Here is a 24,040-nt window from a genome sequence, read left to right as displayed (position 1 = left end):
CACAGCAGCCACAGGCGGTTCTGTGCCAGCGATTGCGGCAGCGACTGGTCGCGCGCCAGGGTGGTGATGGCCTGGGCTTGGGCGCCACCCTCAGCGAGGACCGCAGGATCAGCTCAACATTCGAGCGCAGTAGAGCGCTGTGGGAGCGGGCTTGCCCGCGAAAGGGCCGGTGAAGCCTGCATCACGCTGAAACTCCACGCATAGGCAGCGGATATACTTGGGCAAAGCTCACCTGCTCCGTCTGGTCCACCCGCTTCTTCAGCCGCTCGTTGAACGCGCGGCTCACTGCATACTGCCCACCGGAAATGGTGCGGAACTGCGCCGTCAGCACAAACCCGTTCAAGTCCATGCGGTCCACCCCGAATACCTGCAACGGCCCCTGCAGGTTGATGCGCAGCAGCGGGTCGTCGCTGATCGACTGCCCCACCTCATGGATCAGCGCCAGCGACTGGTCGACATCGCTGTCGTAGGTGAATTGCACCGAGAAAAACGCATAGGCGAACTGCCGCGACTGGTTGGTAACCGCCTTGATCTGGCCAAACGGCACCGAGTGCACAAACCCCTTGCCGTCGCGCAGGCGCAGGGTACGGATGGTCAGGCTTTCGACAGTGCCGGCGTGGCCGGAGTCGAGCACCACCCAGTCGCCGATCGAAATGGTGTCTTCGATCAGGATGAACAGCCCGGTGATCACGTCCTGCACCAGTTGCTGCGAGCCAAAGCCGATGGCCAGGCCGATCACCCCGGCACCGGCCAGCAGCGGCGCGACGTTGATGCCCAGGTTGGCCATGGTGGTGATGGTGCAGATGACGATCAGCACCACTTTGATGGCATTGCGCAGCATGGGCAGGATGGTCCGCACCCGCGTGCTCGGCTGGCGCGCGGTACGGCGCCCGGGCGCTGGTTTGAGCGCTTCCTGGATAGCGGTGTCGAGCACCACCCAGAGCAGCCAGGTGACCAGCAGGATCAGGCCGATGCTCGACAGCGAATTGCTGATGGCCTGGCCCAGGCGGTTGCTCAGGGCGAAGCCGATTACCGAGACGCCCCAGATACGCCCCAGCAGTTCGATGAAGGCCACCGCCATGGCAATGCGCAGCAGCGCGTGGGCCAGGCTGCGCAGCAGTTCCTTGTAAGGCCGTACCCGTTGCCCAGCATCGGCTTCGCGGGGCGCCAACAGGTGTTGCAGCAAAGTACTGAGAAACACCGTGGACACCAGCAGCACCGTGGTCAGCAAGGCTTTTTGCAGCGCCTTCTGGCTTTCCTCGCCAGCGCCGATCAGGTGAATGGCCGAGACCAGGATCATCAGCAGGATCGGCAAATACCACACCACCGAGAAGATGCGCAGGGTTTCCTGCACCGCCCGGTGTTGCAGGCGGTCCTTGAAGGCGCGGTTGCGGATCAGGTGGGCAACCGGGCGGCGCAGGCGAATCACCAGGCTGGCAAAGATGACTGTGGCGGTGAGGCCGGTGAATACCGCGATGCTGGCGGTGATGTTGCCGCCTAACTGGCGGGCGATCTGCGGGCTGGTCAGCGCATCGCTCCAGGCAGCCAGGAAGCCGATCAGGAACAGCGGGCGCGGTGCCAGGCGTTTGATCACTGCCACGGCCGGGCGTTTGTGGCCGGCATCGAACAAGGTGATCAGGCACAGGATGATCGAGGTAGAGAATAGGCCGCTGCTGGTGGCGTACGCCAGGCTCAGGCCCAGGGCGCGGGCGATCGATGGGTCGAGAAAGCGGCTGACATACAAGGTCAGCGGCAAGCTGGCCAGGGCGGGAAGCGTATAGGGCAGCAGGTAGCCGAACAGGCTGCTGGCGCGCGGGCGGTCGCGCAGCCATGCCGTGCGGGCGCTGCGCGTGGCGCCCCAGCGGCCAAGGGTGGTGAGCACTGCGAAGGCCGCGGCCCAAGTGAATGTCAGCAGGATGAAGTTACCTGCCAGGGTGAGCGAGTCACTGGCCGAATGGCGATCGACCAGGCGTTCCATTTCCTGTGCCGCACGGTCGGTGCGCAGGCGCCAGGCGTCAACCAGGTGGGCATCCAGGTCAAGCTCCTGGGCGGCACTGTCCAGGCCGTCGGCCAAGGCACCGAGCAGGCCGCCCTGAAGTACCGGCTCCGGTTCGGCAGGTTGTGCTTCGGTGGGGGCGGGGTCGGCCGCCAGTAGGTGGGTGCTCAGCAGGCAGCCGAGCAGCAGGGTGGTGAGGTAGCGCAGCACTGGAGTACTCCTTGGGCCGGGATGAGCGGGGCAGGGTTACTCCAGAAACTGAGCCGTTCAGCGTCGCGAAAGTTCGATGTGGGTGTGAATGGGTCAGCGATTGCCTTGCAGCGAGCCCGTCAGCCCATGGGTGAGCGTTTCCCAGCGCAGGTGAAACGCGCCCACTTGTGGGCGTTTTTTTGCCAGAAATGTTTGCGTCTCGGGCATGTTGACCCCTTTGCGCAGTGCGTAATGGTTGTAGGCAATTTCGAAGGTGCCGCTGATGTTGTCGCGGATAGGCGCCTTGCAGAGCGGCTGCGGGATGTTGCCATTCATCTGCGCGCTATGCAGTTCCAGCGCTGCGACGATGCGTTGCTGCTCTTTGCTATACAAATCGACGCCCTGCAGCCTGGCGGTTTCTGCGACATTGATGATGGCTGCCAAGCCCATCGAAGTGTGGGCGAGGTCACGGCAGGTTTCTTGGCTAAGGCCCTTCACGTAGTGAGTGGGAAAGTGCCAGTGCGCCTCGATCCGATCGTCATCGAGTTTGCACCACGGCGCATTGGGCGGCCTGTTATCGTCTTGCTCGTCATAAATATAAGCAGGTACGAGTTGATGCCAACGCCCGATGGCTTCGTCGAATAATGCGCGGTCATCCGTGACGATACCGATATTGGTCATTGCCTCAATCGCGGTGGCATGCCAGTTCTTGTTATGGCACAGCGAGCCAGAGATGAACATCTGCTTGATATTAGGGAGGTGCTGCTCTGTGAGCATTTTCTTAACCTTCGCCCGTTCATCCGACAACCAACCGGTGTAGCCTTCATCGACGATTTCAAGGCCCCGGCTAAAGAGTGCGGCGGTCCAGGCAGCTTGCAATGGACCATTACTTGCCTGATGTCCGCCCGTGAGCGTCGTTGCCCACGCCAGCAGAACGCTTCTAACATTCGCGGCATATTGAGGATTACCGGTATACGACCACAGCAACGCCTGTGTGTACGTCGCCTCTGCGTCATCCATTTCTTCAAAGCAGCCAACGCGCGGATTAGTGGAGCCTGAGCCGCATTCAACCGTGGCGAAGGGGGTGGCCTTGTAGTCCTCAGCGGCCCATTTACTGTCTTTGGCTTGCGCAAAGGCATCCTTCCAAGGCTGCGTGTCTAATCGGGCTTTGACGAAATTCAAAAGTGCAGTGTCAACCAGGATGCCAGGGTGGTTCAGTGGCAGACCGACAGTCGGCGAAAGGCTTTGGGAGTCTGCAGAAATGGCCGTACTGAGGCCTGCAAGGGTGAGGGCGGAGATTAAAAGGAATATACGCATGGTTAGTGCCTCATTGAGTCATGAGGCCCATGCTGCCAAGTTTCTGAAGTACGGCTACTGCTAGAACTATCAGTAGCCGTACGGCGAGGACTGTGTTTGTAAGTTACTGCCCGCTGTAAATCTGGTCGAACACACCACCGTCGTTGAAGTGGGTCTTCTGCACGGTACGCCAGTCACCAAAGGTTTTTTCTACCGACAGGAAGTCCACTTTCGGGAAGCGGTCGGTGTACTTGGCCAGCACCGCCGGATCACGTGGGCGCAGGTAGTTGTTTGCAGCGATTTCTTGTGCCGCTGGCGACCACAGGTACTTCAGGTATTCCTCGGCCACGGCCTGGGTACCTTTTTTCGCCACCACCTTGTCGACCACGCTCACCGGTGGCTCGGCTTCGGCCGAAACACTTGGGTAGACCACTTCGAACTGGTCGCGGCCGAACTCGCGGGCGATCATTTCGGCTTCGTTTTCGAAGGTCACCAGTACGTCGCCGATCTGGTTGGTCATGAAGGTGGTGGTCGCGGCGCGGCCACCGGTATCCAGCACTGGCGCCTGTTTGAACAGTTTGCCGACGAAATCGCGGGCCTTGGTCTCGTCACCGCCTTGCTTGAGCACATAGCCCCACGCCGAGAGGTAGGTGTAACGGCCGTTACCCGAGGTTTTCGGGTTGGGCACGATCACTTGTACGCCGTCCTTGAGCAGGTCTGGCCAGTCTTTCAGTGCCTTGGGGTTGCCTTTGCGCACGATGAACACGGTGGCCGAGGTGAACGGCGCGCTGTTGTTCGGCAGGCGAGTGACCCAGTTGTCTGGCACCAGCTTGCCGTTGTCGACCAGGGCGTTGATGTCGGTGGCCATGTTCATGGTGATGACATCGGCCGGCAGGCCGTCGATCACCGCGCGCGCTTGCTTGCTCGAGCCGCCGAAGGACATCTGCACATTGACCTTCTCGTTGTGCTCGGCTTCCCAGTGTTTCTGGAAGGCCGGGTTGTAGTCCTTGTAGAAGTCGCGCATCACGTCGTAGGAGACGTTGAGCAGGGTCGGGGCGGCCTGGGCGAGGTTGCCGAGGGCCAGGCCTGCGGCGAGCAGCGAGGCGGTGAAGAGTTTTTTCACGTTGCTTCCTTGTTCTTGAAGGTGATTGGGGCAGATTGCCAGCGACTATAGCGGCTGGGTTTGTGCGGGTTAAAGAACAAAAACGACTTTGGTTATGCTTCTGCCTGTGCCGGCCTTTTCGCGGGTAAACCCGCTCCCACAGGATCACCACAGGCCTGAGCAGTGCGCGTTCCCTGTGGCAGCGGGTTTACCCGCGAAAGGGCCGGCACAGGCAGCATCACTGCTTGGGAAATAGCCCATTGCCGCAGCGCGAACAGAATGACGCATCGTGTTCGTGGCTGCTCTTGCGGCAGGTTGGGCAGTCATGCTGCAACTGCTCCCCACGCATGGCATTGGCCAATTCTGCGGTAAAGATGCCGGTAGGCACGGCGATGATCGAATAACCGGTGATCATCACCAGTGACGACAGCACCTGCCCCAGCGGCGTCTTCGGCACGATATCGCCAAAGCCCACCGTGGTCAGGGTGACAATGGCCCAATAGATGCCTTTGGGAATGCTGGTAAAGCCGTGCTCCGGCCCTTCGATCACGTACATCAAGGTGCCGAACACCGTCACCAGGGTCGAGACAGTGACCAGGAACACGATGATCTTCTGCTTGCTGCCCCGCAGCGCGGCCATCAGGTAGTTGGCCTGCTTGAGGTACTGGCCAAGCTTGAGCACGCGGAAGATCCGCAGCATGCGGATGACCCGGATGATCAGCAGGTATTGCGCGTCGCTGTAATAGAGAGCGATGACCCCGGGGACGATCGCCAGCAGGTCGACCAGGCCGTAGAAGCTGAAGGCGTAGCGCAGGGGCTTGGGCGAGCAGTACAGGCGCGTGAGGTATTCGGCCAGGAAGATCGCGGTGAAGCCCCATTCGATGGCAGCGAGCAGGCCGGCGTAGCCTTGGTGTATTTCGTCGATGCTGTCGAGGATCACCGTGACCAGGCTGGCGAGGATGATCAGCAGAAGGGTCTTGTCGAAGCGGCGCCCGGCGACGGTGTCGGTCTGGAAGACGATGACGTAGAGCCGTTCGCGTATTGATTGCGGGGTTTGCATGGTTTTTGTTCCGGGTGCGTAAGCATTAAGCCTAGAAGGTCAGCGCTTGGGCCTGCAACAGGGCGAGCTGGCAATAATGCCAGTTGTTGAGACGCGAATGTTGGCCGCAGAATGGCATCAGGCATGGGCGAGTGTGAGACGGTCATGAAAAGGGCAACTGAACTACGGGGCTTGGCATGGCGGGCGCTGGCATATACCGCTTATGGCTACTTGCGAAAGGTGTCGGGCGCTGCGTTGGGGTTCAATGGTGAGTGGAAGGACGAGCTGCTGCAAGGCTATGCACTGGGCAATGGGCATCGGTTGTATTGCCCTGCACTTATGCGTTTTTTCAGCCCGGATGTGTTGAGCCCGTTCGGTAAGGGGGGGGTCAATACTTATTCCTATTGCCAAGGTGATCCGGTCAATCGCTTAGACCCGACTGGTGGAGCAAGCGTTTCAAAGCGCTTGCCGGGGCGGCCAGAGCGAGTGGCGGGAATTTCCCCGGAGTTCAAAAAAGGTCCCGGCAAGTATCAACTTGCGAGCACTGTTTCGCATGAAGTCGTTAAATATAGCGGTTCTGACTTTACCGGAGGCTTCAGTGGTGCGCCTGTGAAGGTACGTCCCGTAAAGGCGGTAGCAGGCGTACAGTCACAAGGGCCAACTATTGATGAGCTTGGAGAGCATTGGCAGAACCATCGGCACTGGGAACACAGGCCTGGCACTCGGCCGATGACTCTGGACCAGATGATTCCCAATCATCAGCGGGCCCAGGGCACTCAGATTGCAGATATCGAGTCCGCCATGGCGCTTATCAGGGAGCAGGAAGCACGCGAGGAAATAATTGTTCAGGTGCTGGCATCCTATGGTTATTTGTAATTGGCACAATAGGCTGACAGCGTCCTGCACATTCGATGTGCTCCGCCTTCAGTTATGTAGACGCCAAATATCCCGACGCAGTAAAAGCTGCCAGAAGTGGTTGCCCGAATGCATCAGCCAGCAGGCCAGTACGAACGGCGCTGTAAGCCCGGCAATGGGCATCAAGTTGAACAGCGGTTGTAGCAACAGTGCCAGGGCAATTGCCAACAACGTTACACAGGGTTTTTCACTCTGGCGGCTGAACGCCAGTGCCGCCAGCGCTGCGTTGAAGCCGTATAGCCCCATCCAGGCCACCTGCGCCTGGTCGATGAGCAGCGCGACGCCGCCCCCGATGGCAGAGCCGATCACGGCCCACATAGCCGCGTAGGGGCTGGCGATGAACATGCCGACGATGATCAGTAGCCCGGCGAATGGATTATCAAGCAGGAAGATCTGGCCGACACCGCGCGCCAGGGCGTACAGCGGGTCTGGCTCGGCAAAGACAGCCGTCGAGGGTTCAGCGATCAGCAAAGCGCCCCAGCCCAACAGCACGAACGGCGCCGTATAAGCGATCAGCAACTTGCCACCGCGCTTGCGCCATTGGTGGGTGATGATGCTCGATAGCCCACCGGCTGCGAGGATCAGCGGCGGCATGATCGCTGACCACGGCAGTACCGCACTGATCAGGATGCCGATCAGCACGCCGTTGTAACAGTACAACCCGGCCTGGCGGTCGGCGCGGTCGTAGCCGCGGCGCTGGGCGGTGAGCAGGCCTGCAAGGGCGCCGAGCAGGGCGCCGCCGACCAGGTTGGGGGCGGTCAGCAGGATGGCCAGCAGGCAGCACAGGCCGCACAGGGGGTTGCGCAGCAGCAGCACCTGGCTGAAGCCGTTGAGCAGCGCCGTGGCCCAGTCGGGGCACGGGTTGACGAAATTTTTGGTGTACATGGGCAGTCGGTAAGGTTGATTGAAAAGCGGTGGGCCTCTTTGGGCCTCGGTTTTCCGCAGGGTTTTTGACGCTGAGCAAGGGGAGGGCTTTGCCCTCCATCGCCGGCAAGCCAGCTCCTACAGGGACCGCGTACGGCCTGTGGGAGCCGGCTTGCCGGCGAAAGGGGCGCAGAGCGCCCCCCCGGATTTCAGACCAAGGTCTCGATCCGCAGCGTATTAGTCGAACCCGGCTTGCCGAAAGGCACACCGGCGGTAATCAACAGCGTATCCCCACGGCTGGCCATGCCTTGCGCCTGGGCAATTTCCAACGCGGTCGAGCAGATTTCGTCAACCTGACGCAGGCGGTCGTTGACCACCGAATGCACACCCCAGGCCACGCTCAGGCGGCGCGCCGTGTTCAGGTTCGGCGTCAGGTTGAGGATCGGCGCCCGTGGCCGCTCGCGCGCGGCACGTAGCGTCGAGGCGCCCGACTCGCTGTAGTTGACCAGCACCGCCACCGGCAGAATGCCGCTGATACGGCGGATCGCGCAGCTGATGGCGTCCGACACGGTGGCTTCGGCTTTCGGCCGGCCAACGTCAAGCTGGGCCTGGTAGTCGGGGCCGTTTTCCACTTGGCGGATGATCTTGCTCATCATCTGCACGGCTTCCAGCGGGTAGTCGCCTGACGCGGTCTCGGCCGACAGCATCACCGCATCAGCACCTTCGGCCACGGCGTTGGCCACGTCGGTGACTTCGGCGCGGGTGGGCGCAGGCGAGAAGCGCATGGATTCGAGCATCTGCGTGGCCACCACCACCGGTTTACCCAGCTGGCGGCAGGTGCCGATGATGCGCTTCTGGATCTGCGGCACGCTTTCGGCGGGTACTTCCACGCCCAGGTCACCGCGGGCCACCATGATCGCGTCTGCCAGTTCGGCGATAGCCTGCAGCTGTTCGACCGCCGAGGGTTTCTCGATCTTGGCCATCAGGTAGGCACGGTCGCCAATCAGCTGGCGCGCCTCGACAATGTCTTCAGGGCGCTGCACGAACGACAGGGCCACCCAGTCCACGCCCAGCTCCAGGCCGAAGGCCAGGTCGCGACGGTCTTTTTCGGTGAGCGGGGAGAGGTCGAGCACCGCTTGCGGCACGTTGACGCCCTTGCGGTCGGACAACTCACCACCGTTCAGCACGGTCGTGTCGATAGCGTCGGCGTGCTTGGAGGTCACCCGTAGGCGCAGGCGGCCGTCGTCCACCAGCAGGTCCATGCCCGGCTCCAGCGCGGCGATGATTTCCGGGTGGGGCAGGTTGACCCGCTCGCTGTTGCCCGGCGTTGTGTCCAGGTCCAGGCGCAGTGACTGGCCGCGCTGCAGTTGCACCTTGCCTTCGGCCAGGCGGCCAACGCGCAGTTTCGGCCCCTGCAAGTCCATGAGGATGCCCAGCGGGTAGTTCAGTTGCTGCTCGACTTCGCGGATCCACTGATAGCGCAGGGCATGGTCGGCGTGCTCGCCGTGGCTGAAGTTGAGGCGGAAGATGTTCACCCCGGCTTCGACCAGTTGACGGATGTCGTCGATGCCGTTGATCGCAGGGCCAAGGGTGGCGAGGATTTTGACTTTTTTATCAGGCGTCATGATTGCGGAGTCTCGAGGATCAGAATGGCGCGGAAGTCGTTGACGTTGGTGCGTGTCGGCTCGGTGACGATCAACGCATCGAGCGCGGCGAAGTAGCCGTAGCCGTTGTTGTTGTCCAGCTCGTCACTGGCCGACAGGCCCAAGGCTTCGGCGCGGGCATAACTGCAAGGGGTCATGAAGGCACCGGCGTTTTCTTCGGAGCCATCAATGCCGTCGGTGTCACCGGCCAGCGCGTACACGCCCGGCAGGCCCTTGAGGTTTTCGGTGAGGCTGAGCAGGAACTCGGCGTTGCGCCCACCGCGGCCGTTGCCGCGTACGGTGACGGTGGTTTCGCCACCCGACAGGATCACGCAGGGTGCCTTGAGCGGCTGGCCGTGCAAAACGATCTGCCGGGCAATGCCAGCATGCACCTTCGCCACTTCACGCGACTCGCCCTCCAGGTCGCCCAGAATCAGCGGGCTGAAGCCAGCCTGGCGCGCTTTGACGGCGGCGGCTTCCAGCGACTGCTGGGGCTTGGCGATCAGTTGGAAATGGCTGCGGGCCAGAGCCGGGTCATCGGCCTTGACGGTTTCCGAGGCCGGGTTGTTGAGCCAGTCGATGACGGCCTTGGGCGCTTCGATGTTGTACCGCTTGAGGATGGCCAAGGCGTCGGCGCTGGTGCTTGGGTCGGCGACGGTGGGGCCGGAGGCGATGACCGTGGCCAGGTCGCCCGGTACATCGGAAATGGCATAGGTGTAGACCGTGGCCGGCCAGCAGGCCTTGGCCAGGCGACCGCCCTTGATCGCCGAGAGGTGCTTGCGCACGCAGTTCATCTCGCCGATGGTGGCGCCGGACTTGAGCAGCGCCTTGTTGATGTGTTGCTTGTCGGCCAGGGTCAGGCCCTCGGCGGGCAGTGCCAGCAGTGCCGAACCACCGCCAGAGAGCAGGAAGATGACACGGTCGTCTTCGTTCAGGTTGCTGACCAGCTCCAGCACGCGCTTGGCCACGGCCAGGCCGGCGGCATCGGGGACCGGGTGGGCGGCTTCGACCACCTCGATTTTCTGGCAGTTGGCGCCGTGGCCGTAACGGGTGACGACGAGGCCGGACACTTCGCCCTGCCAGCTTTTCTCGACCACTTCAGCCATGGCGGCTGCGGCCTTGCCGGCGCCGATGACGATGACCCGGCCGCTACGGTCGGCGGGCAGGTAGGGTTCGAGGACTTGGCGCGGGTGGGCGGCGGCGATGGCTGTGTCGAACAGCTCGCGAAGAATTTTTTGCGGATCGACCGACATGGCAGGCTCCCAAATTATTGTTGTTCTGCAGAATCGAAAACGCCCCTGGAACTGCCTCCGTGCAGGCCGAACCAGGGGCGGGTGTTGCTCGGTGTTGGGTCAGAGACCCTGGGGGCGCTTTGCGCCCCTTTCGCGACACAAGGCCGCTCCTACAGGAGACCGCGATCCCTGTAGGAGCGGCCTTGCGTCGCGAAAGGGCTGCAAAGCAGCCCCCAAATTCAGCTTACTTGCCTTCGTCGCGGATCGAGAAGTTGGCCATGTGCTCCAGGCCTTTGATCAGCGCCGAGTGGTCCCAGTTGCCGCCACCCAGGGCCTGGCAGGTGTTGAACACTTGCTGGGCGTTGGAGGTGTTGGGCAGGTTGATGCCCAGTTCCTTGGCGCCTTGCAGGGCCAGGTTCAGGTCCTTCTGGTGCAGGTTGATGCGGAAGCCTGGGTCGAAAGTGCCTTTGATCATGCGCTCGGCGTGCACTTCGAGGATTTTCGACGAAGCGAAGCCGCCCATCAGTGCTTCACGCACCTTGGCCGGGTCGGCGCCGTTCTTGGCGGCGAACAGCAGGGCTTCGGCAACCGCCTGGATGTTCAGTGCAACGATGATCTGGTTGGCCACTTTGGCGGTCTGGCCGTCGCCGTTGCCACCCACGCGGGTAATGTTCTTGCCCATGGCTTCGAACAGCGGCAGGGCGCGCTCGAAGGCTTTCGGGCAGCCACCGACCATGATGCTCAGGGTCGCGGCCTTGGCGCCGACTTCACCGCCGGACACCGGGGCGTCCAGGTAGGCGGCGCCGGTGGCTTTGATCTTCTCGGCGAAGGCTTTGGTAGCGGTCGGCGAGATCGAGCTCATGTCGATCACGACCTTGTTCGGGCCGACACCTTCGGCCACGCCGTTCTCACCGAACAGGACGGCTTCTACCTGTGGGGTGTCGGGGACCATGACGATGATGAATTCAGCTTCCTGGGCCACTTCTTTCGGGTTGGCCAGGGCCACCGCGCCAGCGGCGATCAGGTCGGCCGGGGCGGCGTCGTGGTGGGTGGAAACGAACAGGCTGTGACCTGCTTTTTGCAGGTTCTGAGCCATGGGCTTGCCCATGATGCCGGTGCCGATAAAGCCGATTTTAGCCATGATAAATGTGCCTCTTTATAGTTGTTGATACCTAATCGCGGGGTTGCCACAAAACCCTGTGGGAGCGGGCTTGTCCCGCGAATGCGGTCGGTCAGGCAATGGAGGTGTCTTTGCGGGCGCTTTCGCGGGACAAGCCCGCTCCCACATGGGTCTTCAGCCAGCCCAGGCCCGCTTCAGTGGTGGTCAGCGGCTTGTACTCTGCGCCCACCCAACCCTGGTAGCCGATGCGGTCCAAGTGCTCGAACAGGAAGCGGTAGTTGATCTCGCCGGTGCCTGGCTCGTTGCGGCCTGGGTTGTCGGCCAGCTGGATGTGGTTGATCAGTTTCAGGTTGGCTTCCATGGTGCGAGCCAAGTCACCTTCCATGATCTGCATGTGGTAGATGTCGTACTGCAGGAACAGGTTGTCGCTGCCGACTTCGGCCTGGATTTCCAGGGCTTGCTTCGTGGTATTCAGGTAGAAGCCTGGGATGTCGCGGGTGTTGATCATTTCCATGACCAGGCGGATGCCGGCGGCTTTCAGTTTTTCGGCGGCAAACTTCAGGTTGTCGACGAAGGTCTTGCGCACGTCGGCGCATTGCAGGCCTTGCGGGCGGATGCCGGCCAGGGCGTTGACCTGGGTATTGCCCAGGACCTTGGCGTATTCGATGGCCTTGTCGACACCGGCGCGAAACTCTTCAACGCGGTCGGGGTGGCAGGTGATGCCACGCTCGCCTTTGGCCCAGTCGCCGGCCGGCAGGTTGAACAGCACCTGGGTCAGGCCGTGCGCATCGAGCTGCTGCTTGATTTCGGCGGCGCTGAAATCGTACGGGAAGAGGTATTCGACGCCGCTGAAACCAGCATCGGCGGCGGCCTTGAAGCGGGCCAGGAAGTCCTGTTCGGTGAACAGCATGGACAGGTTGGCAGCGAAGCGAGGCATGAGTTGTCTCCTTGCGATGAAGGCCCCCAGGGCATGCCTGGGGGCGTCAGGCGATCAGTCCAGCATCGAGATGGCGGTTGGCGCGTCGTTACCGACCAGGGCCAGGTCTTCGAACTCGTTGACCGCGTTGATCTCGGTGCCCATGGAAATGTTGGTCACACGCTCGAGAATCACTTCAACCACCACCGGCACGCGGAACTCTTCGGCCATCTTCTGCGCCTTGAGCAGGGCAGGGGCGATCTCGCCTGGCTCGAATACGCGGATGGCCTTGCAGCCCAGGCCTTCGACCACGGCGACGTGATCGACACCGTAGCTGGCGGCGTCGCTGGAGTTGATGTTCTCGAACGCCAGTTGTACACAGTAATCCATGTCGAAGCCACGCTGCGCCTGGCGGATCAGGCCGAGGTAGGCGTTGTTCACCAGCACGTGGACGTACGGCAGGTTGAACTGCGCGCCGACTGCCAGCTCTTCGATCATGAACTGGAAGTCATAGTCACCCGACAGGGCGACCACTTTGCGCGATGGGTCGGCCTTGACCACGCCCAGTGCGGCAGGGATGGTCCAGCCCAGCGGGCCAGCCTGGCCGCAGTTGATCCAGTGACGTGGCTTGTACACGTGCAGGAACTGCGCGCCGGCGATCTGTGACAGGCCGATGGTGCTGACGTAGGTGGTGTCCTTGCCGAACACCTGGTTCATCTCTTCGTACACGCGCTGCGGCTTGACCGGCACGTTGTCGAAGTGGGTCTTGCGCTGCAGGGTGGCCTTGCGCTCCTGGCAGTCTTCCAGCCAGGCCTTGCGGCACTTGAGCTTGCCAGCGGCTTTCCACTCGCGGGCCACTTCGAGGAACACATCCAGCGCCTTGCCTGCGTCCGACACGATACCCAGGTCTGGGGTGAATACGCGGCCGATCTGAGTCGGTTCGATGTCCACATGCACGAACTTGCGGCCTTCGGTATAGACGTCGACGGAGCCGGTGTGGCGGTTGGCCCAACGGTTACCGATGCCGAACACCAGGTCGGATTTGAGCAGGGTGGCGTTGCCGTAGCGGTGCGACGTCTGCAGGCCGACCATGCCGACCATCAGGGCGTGGTCGTCCGGGATGGTGCCCCAGCCCATCAGGGTCGGGATGACCGGTACACCGGTCAATTCAGCGAACTCGACCAGCTTGTCGCTGGCGTCGGCGTTGATGATGCCGCCGCCTGCCACCAGCAGTGGGCGCTCGGCGTCATTGAGCATTGCCAGGGCTTTTTCGGCCTGTACGCGGGTGGCGGATGGCTTGTTGACGGCCAGCGGCTCGTAGGCGTCGATGTCGAATTCGATTTCGGCCATCTGCACGTCGAACGGCAGGTCGATCAGCACAGGGCCTGGGCGGCCGGTGCGCATTTCATAGAAGGCCTTCTGGAACGCGTAAGGCACTTGGCCTGGCTCCAGCACGGTGGTCGCCCACTTGGTCACCGGCTTGACGATGCTGGTGATGTCGACGGCCTGGAAGTCTTCTTTGTGCAGGCGTGCACGCGGGGCCTGGCCAGTGATGCAGAGAATTGGGATGGAGTCGGCCGACGCACTGTACAGGCCGGTGACCATGTCGGTGCCGGCAGGGCCGGAAGTGCCGATGCACACGCCGATGTTGCCTGGGTTGGCACGGGTGTAGCCCTCGGCCATGTGCGAGGCACCTTCAACGTGGCGAGCGAGGACGTGATCGATGCCACCGACTTTTTTCAGGGCCGAGTACAGCGGGTTGATGGCAGCCCCTGGGATGCCGAACGCGGTATCTACACCTTCACGGCGCATGACCAGAACGGCTGCATCGATTGCTCTCATTTTGCTCATGGGTTGTGCCTCATCGATTTTGTAATTGTATACAACTTGCTGTGCGGCAGAGTGTATTCACGCCTGCCTGCTTAGGTCAATGGATTTTCATCGGGGAGAATGGCTTTCGTCGGACCGCCCGTGAAAACGGCGTTCTGTCGGATCGAGTACGATCGTTTTAAAATATTGTATACAAAAAAATCTTCTGTTGTGTTCTATTTGCGCTATTGGTTTTCAACTGCCCTTAGGGCTTCTCACAACAAGAAGAGGACCTTTTCATGAACGTTCTGAACCTGAAAGTCGCGGTAAGCCTGGTCAATGCTGCGCTGGCGGCAGGCCGCCAGATCAACGCTGCGCCGTTGACTGTGGCGGTGTTGGATGCGGGCGGGCACTTGCTGGCCCTGCAGCGCGAGGATGGCGCTAGCCTGATTCGGCCGGAAGTGGCCACCGGTAAGGCCTGGGGGGCGATTGCGCTGGGCAAGGGCTCACGCTTGTTGGCGCTGGATGCGCAGCAACGGCCGGCGTTTTTTGCCGCATTGAATGGGCTGGGAGAGCGGCCGGTGGTGCCGGCACCGGGGGGTGTGCTGATTCGTGATCAGGACGGCAAGGTGCTGGGTGCGGTGGGGATCAGCGGGGATACGTCGGATATCGACGAGCAATGCGCAATCAGTGCGATCGAGGAAGTTGGGTTGAAGGCGGATGCGGGGGTGGCCGCGTAAGGCTTTAGATTGCTGGGGCCGCTTTGCGGCCCCATCGCGACGCAAGGCCGCTCCTACAAGGGACCGCGTAACCCCTGTAGGAGCGGCCTTGTGTCGCGATGGGCTGCAAGGCAGCCCCACTGGCCCTATCAGGCCGCTTCAGGCTCACAGCCCTTGAGCACCAGCCGAATGATGGTCTCGGCCGCCGCGTCATAATCACTCTCGGCCAGCTTGGCCTTGCCCGTCACCGCCGAAATCTGCCAATCGAAATCGGCATAGGTCTGGGTCGCCGCCCAGATGCTGAACATCAGGTGATGCGCATCCACATTGGCGATCTGCCCGCGCTCGATCCAGCCCTGGATGCACTCGATATTGTGCCGTGCCTGCTCGTTGAGCTGCTCGACCTGGTTGGGCGACAAATGCGGCGCACCGTGCATGATCTCGCTGGCAAACACCTTGGAGGCATGCGGCAAATCGCGGGAAATGCGAATTTTCGAGCGAATGTAGGCACTCAGCACTTCTTTAGGGTCACCGTCAGCATTGAACGGCGTCGAGGCCTGCATGATCGGCGCGATGATGCTCTCCAGGACCTCGCGGTAGAGGTTGTCCTTGGATTTGAAGTAGTAATACACGTTCGGCTTGGGCAGGCCGGCCTTGGCCGCGATATCGCTGGTCTTGGTGGCGGCGAAGCCCTTGTCGGCGAATTCCTCGCTGGCCGCGCGCAGGATCAGTTCCTTGTTGCGCTCGCGAATGGTGCTCATTGTCAGGGATCTTCCTCGTGTCTGGCCACCTCTAAGAGGGATCGGGCATGTTAGCACCGCGGCTGAAGGGCGCTCAAGGCAGCGACTTTCGGCTAGACTCCGGCACATTCATTTCACGGGAAACAGGCACATGGCAGGAAGCAGTCTACTGGTACTGATCGACGATATCGCCACGGTACTCGACGACGTGTCGTTGATGACCAAGGTCGCGGCGAAAAAGACGGCCGGCGTGCTGGGGGACGATTTGGCGCTCAATGCCCAGCAGGTAACCGGCGTGCGCGCGGAACGCGAAATCCCGGTGGTCTGGGCGGTGGCCAAAGGCTCGTTCGTCAACAAGGCGATCCTTGTGCCGGCGGCGTTGCTGATCAGCGCCTTCATCCCGTGGGCGGTGACGCCGTTGCTGATGGTCGGCGGCGCGTACCTGTGCTACGAGGGGTTCGAGAAGCTGGCGCACAAGTTCTTGCACAGCAAGGAAGAGGACAGCGCCCAGCATGAGGCCCGCAAGGAGGCCGTGGCCGACGCCAGTGTCGACCTGGTCGCCTACGAGAAGGCCAAGATCAAGGGTGCGGTGCGCACCGACTTCATCCTGTCGGCCGAGATCATTGCCATCACCTTGGGGATCGTGGCGGATTCGCCGCTGCCCCAGCAGATCATCGTGCTGTCGGGCATCGCCGTCGTCATGACGGTTGGCGTTTACGGGCTGGTGGGCGGCATCGTCAAGCTCGATGACCTGGGCCTGTGGATGACCCAGAAAGCATCCAAATTATCCCAGGCGGTCGGTAACGGCATCCTGCGCGCCGCGCCCTACATGATGAAGAGCCTGTCGGTAATCGGGACGGCGGCGATGTTTTTGGTCGGCGGCGGGATTCTGGTGCATGGCATCGCGCCCCTGCATCATGCCATCGAGGCCTTCAGCGTGGGGCGCGGTGGTGGGCTGACCGTGGCCTTGCTCAACGGCGTGTCCGGTGTCGTAGCCGGGGCCGTGGTGCTGGCGGTGGTCAGCGGTATAACGAAGGTGTGGCACGCCGTCAGGGGCTGACGACCACGCCGTTTTCCTCCGGCTTCCAGGCCAGCAAGCCCTTGCTGAAGCCGTAGGCGGCGCTCTGGTAGTAGGCAATGGCCCGGCGTACCAACGGGTTGTCGTTGCCCACGGTGGTTTCATGGCTGTTGCCCAAGGCGTCTTCATGCACGCGCATGCCACCGCGTGGGCTGAGGATGGCCAGGTTTTTGCCGTCGAACAGGCCCAGGTGCTGGTAGTTGCCGATCAGTACGCGAGGTGGCAGTGCATCCTCCTTTAGCAGGTCGCGGCCGAAAAAGGTCGAGGTGTAGTCAAGGTTGAGCAGGCCGAGCACGGTCGGCGCCAGGTCGATCTGGCTGGCCAGCTTGGCGTCCTCTCGGGGCGCGATGAGCTTGGGTGCATAGATCCACAACGGGATCTGGTAATTGCTCACCGGCAGGTCTTCCACGCCAGCGCTGCCAGCGGTGTGGTCGGCGACGAAGATGAACAGCGTGTTGTCGAACCACGGCTTGTGCTTGGCCGCCTGCAGGAACTGCGCGATGGCATGGTCGGTGTACTTCACCGCACCTTCACGGCCATCACCGGATGGAATGTCGATACGGCCTTCCGGGTAGGTGTAGGGGCGATGGTTGGACGTGGTCATCAGTTGCAGGAAGAACGGCTGCTGCTTGGCATGGTCAGCGTCCGCCAGCTTCAGGGTTTGCCGATACAGGTCTTCATCGGCCATGCCCCAGGCGTTCTTGAAGCTGATTTCGCTTTCATCGATGCTGCTCTGGTCGACGATGCGATAGCCATTGCCACTGAAGAACGCGTTCATGTTGTCGAAGTAGCCGCGCCCACCGTAGACGAACACGGCATCGTAGCCCCTGGCCGTCAACTGCTGGCCGAGGCTGGCATAGCCGCTTTCGCGACCAATGCGCTTGACGATCGAGCGCCCCGGGGTTGGCGGAATCGACAGGGTGATGGCTTCCAGGCCGCGGTCGGTGCGGGTGCCGGTGGCGTAGAAATTGTTGAAGTACAGGCTCTCGCGGCGCAAGGCGTCGAGGTTGGGCGTGAGGTTGCGCGCGTCGCCGTTGCTGCCCATGTATTTGGCGCTGAAGCTTTCGATGGTCACCAGGATGATGTTCGGGGTGCGCTGTGGGCCATGGGTGCTGATGTGGCGGCGAATGTCCTGTGGCTCTTGGCCCTGGAAGCGGACGTCGGGTTCGGCCAGTTCCTGATGCATGTGCGCGCCGACGTTAGCTGCGTCGAGGCTGGCATAGAACTGCGTGTAGTCCAGTTCATTGTTACGGAAGGCGGCAAAGAACTGATACGGCCCGTTGCTGGCCAGTTCTCGCTGGTAGGCGTTGCCGCCTTGGCCGCGCGGAAACTGCTGATCGATTACCACGCCATTCAGGCCAGCCAGCGCGGCCAGCAGGGCAATGCCCAGCACGCGTTGACGCATGCTCGCGGCGGGGGCGGCCAGGGCCTGGGCCAGTGGTTTGCGCAGCAGCACTGCCAGCACCACTGCGACCAACGCGATGGCGCTGAGCAGCGTGGGCAAGGGGTAGGATTCGCGGATGTTGTCCAGTACTTCCTTGGAGTAGACCAGGTAGTCGACGGCGATGAAGTTGAAGCGCACACCGAATTCGTCCCAGAACAGCCATTCCGACACTGCGACGAACAGCATCACGAACAGGCTGACCACCAGCAGCCCGGTCAGCAGCCCACGATGGGCGCGCGTACGCCACAGCGAGGTCGGGCAAAGCGCCAGGCATACACCGATCGGCAGGGCAGCATAGACAAGAAAACTCAGGTCGTAGATTGCCCCGTCAAAAAACAATGAGAAGTAATTACCACTGACTTCATCCAGGTGGGTTACCAGCAATACCAACCGCGTCAGTAGGAAAATGCCGAACCAGAGTGAGCAAAGTAGTACCAAGTAGCGCAAAGGGGCGGCGAGGGTAGTGCGCATCAAATAGCCCTGTTGTCTTTTTTAGTTGTGCAGAGGGCGGCAGGTTAGATCAGCGTTTGCAAAAAAAATGTCAAAATTTTGCGGTGCACACATGGAATGTCAGAATTATAGTTAGGCACTGTCGCTAACAGACTTGATGGGAGGTGTGCACATGTTCGGCAATGTATTGACCTACGACGCCTATCACTTGGCGTTGTATCTGATCACGGCGATTGCCTGGGTGAGCCTGGGCTTTGGCTTCCTGCTGAGCGGGATAGACGTGCAGGCGCTCTACAAGGGCTGCGCGATGTTCGGCGTGGCGCTGACCATCAGTGTGGTGATGCTGGTGGTGGATATCCTGCAGATGCTTGAGCACCATCAGGTGGAGATGGCATTGGTGATAGTGGGTATTGTTCTGCCGGCTGGAGTTATTCTGACCTACAAGGCAAGTTATTTGTTAGGTAGGTTTTCTCCTAAAAGCTTGTAAGAACTTTCTTGCAACTTAATGCGTGACAGCGTCACCGGTTAGCAACGCTATCACGTTTCAGCGGCTTAGAAGTGTACTTTTACCAAGAAGCTCGCTGTGTTTTGGTCAGTGGTAAAGGCATCGGAGTCCTTGATGCCGTATTTGTTCTTCCAGTAATCGTATTCAAAACCGACATACAGTTGCTTCTCACCCAGGTGCAACGCCTTGCCCAGGTCATATTTGACCTGTGGGTTGAAGTGCAGGTTGGCTTGGTAGGTGCCGCGACGGTTCTCGTCGTTGTCCACGACCCAATCCATGAAGCCGTCGATGAGGATATCGGACGAGCCCACAGGAATGGTGTACGACCAGACCGGGGTAATCTGCCAGACGTTGTCGCCTGCGCGGCTGCCGTCGGTGGTGCGCTGGTAGAAGTTCAGCTGGAAGTAGTCGAAGCCTGGGATGTCCAGGTCGAAGCCCGGGCCGATCAGGTAGGACTCGGTATCACCCTCGCCGAACTCGTAGGTCATCGCCAGCAGCACGTCCTTGACCGGGCCGAACGCCAGCTTCTGGTCGAAGATCTTGCCAAACGACAGGCGTGGGCTGATTTCACCGTAGTAGGTGTTGGGGCCGTTACCCGCGTCTTTCTTGCCTTGGTAGAAGATCTTGTCGACGAAAATGAAGTTGTCGCCGTACTTCCAGCCATCGGCGTGCTCGAAGGTCACGGTTTGCTGGATCTCGGGGTTGACCTTGAAGTTCTTGCCCCACAGGTAGGTGAGGCTGTTGTTCTGCCACTGCAGCAGGTCGCCGCCGAAGGTGGTGCCGCAGGCCAGCAGGCCGCCGGCGAGGATCAGGCTGTTGATGGTACGCATTGCGAGTGTCGCTCCCTTGATTGATCTGTTGTCAGCGCTCGGTGTTGGCGCTGTTTTTGTCTTTTGAGTCAGCTTTTTTCGATAGGCCACAGCTGTTTGGCAAGAGCTGAGCCAACTTTTCCGGGCTGGCACAACCTTCCTGCTCGACTTCGTTCTGAACGGATGAAAAGGGTCTTTCAGGCTGGCAACACGTTGGCCAACCGCCCGTATTCATTGACTGAGCGGTCAGTAAACGCAGGCAGAATCCGTTCTGCCCTGATCGAGGGGGCGCGCAGATTACTGGCTTGCGCGCCGGTCCTCAAGTGCTCCGTCCTGGAGCGGTGTGAATCAAACTTGTGCGTTTGGTCAGGTTATTAGAAATGGACTTTGATCAGGGCGCTTGCAACGCTCTGGTTGCTGTCCACATTGCCGCGGCTGTCGATGCCGTATTTGTCCTTCCAGTAGCTGTATTCAAAGCCCACGTACAACTGCTTGGCACCCAGGTTCAGGGCCTTGCCAAGGTCGTATTTGACCTGCGGGTTGAACTGCAGGTTGGCGTGGTAGGTGCCACGGCGGGTCTGGTCGTTGTCCACGACCCAGTCCATGTAGCCGTCGATGAGGATGTCGGACCTGCCCACGGGAATGGTGTACGACCAGGCCGGGGTGATCTGCCAGACGTTGTCGCCAGGGCGGCTGCCCTCGGTGTTGCGCACGTAGAAGTTCAAGGTGAAGTAGTTGAAGCCGGGGACGGCCAGGTCGAAGCCGGGGCCGATCAGGTAAGCCTCGTTGTCGCCTTCGCCACGCTCGTAGGTCATGGCGATGAGCACGTCTTTGATCGGGCCGAATTCGAATTTATGGCCGGTCATCTTGCCAAGCGACAGGCGTGGGCTGAACTCACCGTAGTAGGTGGTCACGCCTTTGCTGCGGTCGGCCTTGCCGTTGTAGAAAATCTTATCGACGAACATGAAGGTGTCGCCGTACTTCCATTTGTTGGCGTGCTCGAACGTGATGGTCTGCTGAATATCAGGGTTGACCTTGAAGTCCTTGCCGTACAGGTAGCTCAGGCTTTCGCCGTGCCATTGCAGCCATTCGCCTGCATGCGAGGGGAGGGTGGCCAGCAGGCTGCTGCCCAATAACAGGGACGTGGTGATGCGCTTCATGTCGTGATTCCCGGACTTATTGTTTTTGTTGGCGGTTTTTTTAGCGCGCAGGGGCGCCCCGAGCGGCCCATTCCGGCGGGCCGACGGTGTAGCGGTTACTGCGGGTGTGAGTCAGGGGCGGCCATTGCGCCGCCCCCTCTGGCTCAGTGCTGGTGACAGGCGTCGTTATGCGCCGCGCGGTCGGCACCACCGAGGATGTTGAACAGCACGTTCAACACCAGGGCGCTGACCGTGGCCATGGCGATGCCACTGTGGGTGATCGGTTCCATCCACTGCGGCATCTGTGCGAAGAACTCCGGGCGTACCACGGGGATCAGCCCGAAACCGACACTCACCGCAACCAGCAGCTGGTTGCGACGGTCGCCAATGTCTGCTTCCTGAAGGATTTTGATCCCGGTGGCGGTGACCATGCCGAACATGGCGATGGACGCGCCGCCCAGTACCGCAGGCGGGATCGAAGCAATCAGGAAGGCCGCTTTGGGCAGCAGGCTGAGCAGGATCAACAGCGCGCCGGCCACCACAGTGACGTAGCGGCAGCGTACCCCGGTCATCTGCACCAGGCCGATGTTCTGGGCGAACGAGGAGTGCGTGAAGGTGTTGAAGAAGCCCGCGACAAACGACGCGCCGGCATCGCACAGCAGGCCGCGACGCAGCATGCCAGGCGTTACTTCACGATCGGTCACCTTGCCCAGGGCGAGGAACATGCCCGTGGACTCGACGAAGATGATCACCACCACCAGGCACATCGACAGGATCGGTGCCAGGCTGAAGGTCGGCATGCCGAAGTGCAGTGGGGTGACCACTTGCAGCCACGGTGCGTCTTTCAGGCCGGTCAGGTCGACCATGCCGATGGAGCCGGCCAGGATGTAACCCAGGCCCATGCCGACCAACACCGAAACGTTGACCCAAAAGCCACGCATGAAGCGGTTGATGAGCAGGATCACAGCCAGTACCAGGCCTGCGACCATCAGGTAGATGGGCGAGCCGAAGGCTTCTGCCTCATGGCCGCCACCGGCCCAGTTGACCGCGACCGGGAACAGCGACAGGCCGATCGAGGTGATGACGGTACCGGTAACCAGGGGCGGGAAGAAGCGTACGACCTTGGACATGAACGGCGCGATCAGCATGCCGAAGAACCCGGCGGCGATGGTCGCGCCGAAGATCCCCTGCAGGCCGACGCCGGGCATGCCGGCCATGGCCACCATGCTGCCGACGGCAGCGAAGCTGGCGCCCATCATCACGGGCATGCGGATGCCCACCGGGCCGATACCGAACGACTGGATGATGGTGGCGACGCCTGCGACCAGCAGGTCGGCGTTGATCAGGAAGGCGACTTCTTCACGGGACAATCCGGCGGCTTGGCCAATGATCAAAGGCACGGCAATCGCGCCTCCGTACATCAACAGCACATGTTGCAGGCCTACCAGGATCAGTTGGAACAGGGGCAGAGGCTGACGCGGCGGCGCAACGGGAATGTACGCCTTGCGTGACTCGGACATGCAGCACCTCGAGTTTTGTTTTTATTCTCGGATCCAAGCGCCAGGCTGCAGGCCTGGGCGCTCGATGCTTGCTGGTTGCGTATTGCCTTGAAACAGAGGCCGGACAGGCCGGCCTCTTCGCGGGTAAACCCGCTCCCACCGGGAGCGGTGTGTGCCCGATGGGTCAGTTGACCGGGGCGCCTTTGGCGATCCAGTCACCGACGAGCTTGCGCTCTTCGGTGGTCATCTGGGTGATGTTGCCCAGCGGCATGATCTGGCTGGCGACCGCTTGCGCCTGGATGCGCGCGGCTTGGGCCTGGATCTGCTGCGGGGTGTCGAACATCACGCCGGCAGGGGCGGCGCTGAACAGTGGGCTGGTCGGCTTGGACGAGTGGCACACGGTGCAGCGTTCCTGGATGACATTGTGGATCTTGTCGAAGCTGTCGCCGCTTGCCTGGGCAGTGGCTTGCGCTGGTGCCGCAGGGGCTTCGGCGGGCTTGCTGGCCTCCTCGGCGCGCAGCTCGGCAGCCGTCTTGCCGCCGACGGCGGTGGCGGGCAGCGGCTGGTACTCGATCTTCGCGGCTGCTTGCTCAGGGCTGACGGCCATCGGCTTGGGGCCGGTGACGTAGGCCAGGCAGATCATCGCCAGAGCGCCGACGGGCAGAGTCCAGGCGTACTTGCTGCTGTCATGGCGGGTGTTGAAGTAGTGACGGATCAATACCGCCGCCACTGCAATGCCGGCCAGGATCAGCCAGTTGTACTGGCTACCGTAGGTGCTCGGGAAGTGGTTGCTGATCATGATGAACAGCACCGGCAGGGTGAAGTAGTTGTTGTGACGCGAACGCAGCAGGCCTTTGGCCGGCAGGCGTGGGTCAGGCGTGGTGTTGTTCTCGATCGCTGCCACCAGCTGGCGCTGGGCAGGCATGATGATGCGGAACACGTTGCCGACCATGATGGTGCCGATGATCGCGCCGGTGTGCAGGTATGCGCCACGGCCGCTGAATACCAGGCTGAAGCCCCAGCACGCAGCGATGATCAGCACGAACAGCACGCCACCCAGCAATGCCGGGCGCTTGCCCAGCGGCGAGTCGCAAAGCAGGTCGTAGATGAACCAGCCGGCCACCAGCGAACCGATACCAATGGCCACGCCCTCGGCACCGCTCAGGGTGCTGCCAGGGGCCAGCAGGTACAGGGTCGGGTTCCAGTAGAACACCACGCACAGCAGGGCGATACCGGACATCCAGGTGAAGTAGGCTTCCCATTTGAACCAGTGCAGGTTCTCGGGCATTTTCGGGGGTGCCAGCTTGTACTTTTCAAGGTGGTAGATACCACCGCCGTGGATGGCCCAAAGGTCACCCGACAGCCCGTCACGCGGATTGCTCCGGTTCAGGTTGTTTTCCAGCCAGACGAAGTAGAACGATGCACCGATCCAGGCGACACCGGTGATCATGTGAACCCAGCGAATGCTCAGGTTCAGCCATTCGTGAAGGTGTGCTTCCACAGTATGTACCTCTGCCGATCACCTTACGATGATCG

Annotated in this window: 20 protein-coding genes; 4 read left to right on the top strand and 16 right to left on the bottom strand. The window is 61.3% G+C overall.

The window, feature by feature from the left end:
- Window positions 1-181: 181 nt before the first annotated feature.
- From OO306_RS20300 to OO306_RS20285, 4 genes are all read right to left on the bottom strand, one after another.
- Entirely contained in the window at window positions 182-2,206 is a 2,025-nt protein-coding gene (locus OO306_RS20300) for a mechanosensitive ion channel family protein (RefSeq protein ID WP_265969741.1), read from the bottom strand.
- 93 nt (window positions 2,207-2,299) lie between these two features.
- Window positions 2,300-3,502, bottom strand: a complete 1,203-nt coding sequence (locus tag OO306_RS20295) for an alginate lyase family protein (protein ID WP_265969740.1) — start codon at window positions 3,500-3,502, stop codon at window positions 2,300-2,302.
- A gap of 103 nt (window positions 3,503-3,605) precedes the next feature.
- Window positions 3,606-4,604, bottom strand: a complete 999-nt coding sequence (locus OO306_RS20290; protein WP_085272522.1) for a sulfate ABC transporter substrate-binding protein — start codon at window positions 4,602-4,604, stop codon at window positions 3,606-3,608.
- A 217-nt stretch (window positions 4,605-4,821) separates the two neighbouring features.
- Window positions 4,822-5,643 carry an ion transporter gene (locus OO306_RS20285; protein WP_265969739.1) on the bottom strand — a complete coding sequence of 274 codons (822 nt, stop codon included), beginning with the start codon at window positions 5,641-5,643 and terminating at the stop codon, window positions 4,822-4,824.
- Window positions 5,644-5,787: 144 nt separating this feature from the next.
- Here OO306_RS20285 and OO306_RS20280 point away from each other — a divergent pair, with 144 nt between their 5' ends.
- On the top strand, window positions 5,788-6,498 hold the full coding sequence (locus OO306_RS20280) for an RHS repeat-associated core domain-containing protein (protein WP_265969738.1): 711 nt from the start codon (window positions 5,788-5,790) through the stop codon (window positions 6,496-6,498).
- 48 nt (window positions 6,499-6,546) lie between these two features.
- Here OO306_RS20280 and OO306_RS20275 read toward each other — a convergent pair whose 3' ends face one another.
- From OO306_RS20275 to gcl, 6 genes are all read right to left on the bottom strand, one after another.
- Window positions 6,547-7,422 (bottom strand): urea transporter, encoded by an 876-nt coding sequence (locus tag OO306_RS20275; protein WP_265969737.1) that lies wholly within the window; start codon window positions 7,420-7,422, stop codon window positions 6,547-6,549.
- A gap of 188 nt (window positions 7,423-7,610) precedes the next feature.
- Complete coding sequence (gene pyk, locus OO306_RS20270) at window positions 7,611-9,026, bottom strand: pyruvate kinase (protein ID WP_027592972.1); 1,416 nt, start codon at window positions 9,024-9,026, stop codon at window positions 7,611-7,613.
- Complete coding sequence (locus tag OO306_RS20265) at window positions 9,023-10,297, bottom strand: glycerate kinase (RefSeq protein WP_099428673.1); 1,275 nt, start codon at window positions 10,295-10,297, stop codon at window positions 9,023-9,025. The genes pyk and OO306_RS20265 overlap by 4 nt, the downstream gene beginning before the upstream one ends.
- Before the next feature lie 223 nt (window positions 10,298-10,520).
- Window positions 10,521-11,417: a 2-hydroxy-3-oxopropionate reductase gene (locus OO306_RS20260; RefSeq protein ID WP_027592970.1), complete on the bottom strand. Its 897-nt coding sequence runs from the start codon at window positions 11,415-11,417 to the stop codon at window positions 10,521-10,523.
- 91 nt (window positions 11,418-11,508) lie between these two features.
- On the bottom strand, window positions 11,509-12,333 hold the full coding sequence (hyi, locus tag OO306_RS20255; RefSeq protein ID WP_186704045.1) for a hydroxypyruvate isomerase: 825 nt from the start codon (window positions 12,331-12,333) through the stop codon (window positions 11,509-11,511).
- Between the two features lie 54 nt (window positions 12,334-12,387).
- Entirely contained in the window at window positions 12,388-14,163 is a 1,776-nt protein-coding gene (gene gcl, locus OO306_RS20250; RefSeq protein WP_027592968.1) for a glyoxylate carboligase, read from the bottom strand.
- Window positions 14,164-14,420: 257 nt separating this feature from the next.
- On the opposite strand from gcl, the gene OO306_RS20245 reads away from it, so the two are divergent.
- Entirely contained in the window at window positions 14,421-14,861 is a 441-nt protein-coding gene (locus OO306_RS20245; protein ID WP_099428677.1) for a heme-binding protein, read from the top strand.
- A 128-nt stretch (window positions 14,862-14,989) separates the two neighbouring features.
- Here OO306_RS20245 and OO306_RS20240 read toward each other — a convergent pair whose 3' ends face one another.
- Window positions 14,990-15,601, bottom strand: coding sequence for a TetR/AcrR family transcriptional regulator (locus OO306_RS20240; protein ID WP_099428678.1), 612 nt, complete (start codon window positions 15,599-15,601; stop codon window positions 14,990-14,992).
- A 130-nt stretch (window positions 15,602-15,731) separates the two neighbouring features.
- Between OO306_RS20240 and OO306_RS20235 the strand changes: the two genes are divergently transcribed.
- Window positions 15,732-16,640 carry a DUF808 domain-containing protein gene (locus tag OO306_RS20235; RefSeq protein ID WP_265969736.1) on the top strand — a complete coding sequence of 303 codons (909 nt, stop codon included), beginning with the start codon at window positions 15,732-15,734 and terminating at the stop codon, window positions 16,638-16,640.
- On the opposite strand, the gene OO306_RS20230 is transcribed toward OO306_RS20235, so the two are convergent.
- Window positions 16,630-18,573 (bottom strand): LTA synthase family protein, encoded by a 1,944-nt coding sequence (locus tag OO306_RS20230; RefSeq protein WP_265969735.1) that lies wholly within the window; start codon window positions 18,571-18,573, stop codon window positions 16,630-16,632. The genes OO306_RS20235 and OO306_RS20230 overlap by 11 nt on opposite strands.
- Before the next feature lie 151 nt (window positions 18,574-18,724).
- Here OO306_RS20230 and OO306_RS20225 point away from each other — a divergent pair, with 151 nt between their 5' ends.
- Window positions 18,725-19,039: a hypothetical protein gene (locus tag OO306_RS20225; RefSeq protein WP_265969734.1), complete on the top strand. Its 315-nt coding sequence runs from the start codon at window positions 18,725-18,727 to the stop codon at window positions 19,037-19,039.
- Between the two features lie 65 nt (window positions 19,040-19,104).
- On the opposite strand, the gene OO306_RS20220 is transcribed toward OO306_RS20225, so the two are convergent.
- The 4 genes from OO306_RS20220 to OO306_RS20205 all read right to left on the bottom strand — a co-directional run bounded on the left by OO306_RS20220 (window position 19,105) and on the right by OO306_RS20205 (window position 24,005).
- Window positions 19,105-19,887, bottom strand: coding sequence for an outer membrane protein OmpK (locus OO306_RS20220; protein ID WP_027592962.1), 783 nt, complete (start codon window positions 19,885-19,887; stop codon window positions 19,105-19,107).
- A 353-nt stretch (window positions 19,888-20,240) separates the two neighbouring features.
- The gene (locus OO306_RS20215; RefSeq protein ID WP_085272528.1) at window positions 20,241-21,026 is read right to left on the bottom strand and encodes an outer membrane protein OmpK; all 786 of its coding nucleotides are present in this window, start codon (window positions 21,024-21,026) and stop codon (window positions 20,241-20,243) included.
- 143 nt (window positions 21,027-21,169) lie between these two features.
- The gene (locus OO306_RS20210; protein WP_027592960.1) at window positions 21,170-22,525 is read right to left on the bottom strand and encodes a nucleobase:cation symporter-2 family protein; all 1,356 of its coding nucleotides are present in this window, start codon (window positions 22,523-22,525) and stop codon (window positions 21,170-21,172) included.
- 163 nt (window positions 22,526-22,688) lie between these two features.
- The gene (locus OO306_RS20205) at window positions 22,689-24,005 is read right to left on the bottom strand and encodes a urate hydroxylase PuuD (protein ID WP_099428683.1); all 1,317 of its coding nucleotides are present in this window, start codon (window positions 24,003-24,005) and stop codon (window positions 22,689-22,691) included.
- Between the last annotated feature and the right edge of the window lie 35 nt (window positions 24,006-24,040).

This window comes from Pseudomonas sp. DCB_AW (assembly GCF_026240895.1).
Taxonomy (GTDB): Bacteria; Pseudomonadota; Gammaproteobacteria; order Pseudomonadales; family Pseudomonadaceae; genus Aquipseudomonas; species Aquipseudomonas kermanshahensis.
Note: the sequence above shows the minus strand (reverse complement) of the source record. Positions and strands in the feature narration are given on the sequence as shown.

Bases quoted from the DNA above. Each gene is read 5' to 3' on its own strand.
- OO306_RS20210 (WP_027592960.1), bottom strand. From the start codon at position 22,525: ATGTCCGAGTCACGCAAGGCGTACATTCCCGTTGCGCCGCCGCGTCAG.
- OO306_RS20280 (WP_265969738.1), top strand. From the start codon at position 5,788: ATGAAAAGGGCAACTGAACTACGGGGCTTGGCATGGCGGGCGCTGGCA.
- OO306_RS20240 (WP_099428678.1), bottom strand. From the start codon at position 15,601: ATGAGCACCATTCGCGAGCGCAACAAGGAACTGATCCTGCGCGCGGCC.
- OO306_RS20230 (WP_265969735.1), bottom strand. From the start codon at position 18,573: ATGCGCACTACCCTCGCCGCCCCTTTGCGCTACTTGGTACTACTTTGC.
- OO306_RS20295 (WP_265969740.1), bottom strand. From the start codon at position 3,502: ATGCGTATATTCCTTTTAATCTCCGCCCTCACCCTTGCAGGCCTCAGT.
- hyi (WP_186704045.1), bottom strand. From the start codon at position 12,333: ATGCCTCGCTTCGCTGCCAACCTGTCCATGCTGTTCACCGAACAGGAC.
- OO306_RS20265 (WP_099428673.1), bottom strand. From the start codon at position 10,297: ATGTCGGTCGATCCGCAAAAAATTCTTCGCGAGCTGTTCGACACAGCC.
- OO306_RS20260 (WP_027592970.1), bottom strand. From the start codon at position 11,417: ATGGCTAAAATCGGCTTTATCGGCACCGGCATCATGGGCAAGCCCATG.
- OO306_RS20275 (WP_265969737.1), bottom strand. From the start codon at position 7,422: ATGTACACCAAAAATTTCGTCAACCCGTGCCCCGACTGGGCCACGGCG.
- OO306_RS20225 (WP_265969734.1), top strand. From the start codon at position 18,725: ATGTTCGGCAATGTATTGACCTACGACGCCTATCACTTGGCGTTGTAT.
- OO306_RS20285 (WP_265969739.1), bottom strand. From the start codon at position 5,643: ATGCAAACCCCGCAATCAATACGCGAACGGCTCTACGTCATCGTCTTC.
- OO306_RS20215 (WP_085272528.1), bottom strand. From the start codon at position 21,026: ATGAAGCGCATCACCACGTCCCTGTTATTGGGCAGCAGCCTGCTGGCC.
- pyk (WP_027592972.1), bottom strand. From the start codon at position 9,026: ATGACGCCTGATAAAAAAGTCAAAATCCTCGCCACCCTTGGCCCTGCG.
- OO306_RS20220 (WP_027592962.1), bottom strand. From the start codon at position 19,887: ATGCGTACCATCAACAGCCTGATCCTCGCCGGCGGCCTGCTGGCCTGC.
- OO306_RS20235 (WP_265969736.1), top strand. From the start codon at position 15,732: ATGGCAGGAAGCAGTCTACTGGTACTGATCGACGATATCGCCACGGTA.
- OO306_RS20245 (WP_099428677.1), top strand. From the start codon at position 14,421: ATGAACGTTCTGAACCTGAAAGTCGCGGTAAGCCTGGTCAATGCTGCG.
- gcl (WP_027592968.1), bottom strand. From the start codon at position 14,163: ATGAGCAAAATGAGAGCAATCGATGCAGCCGTTCTGGTCATGCGCCGT.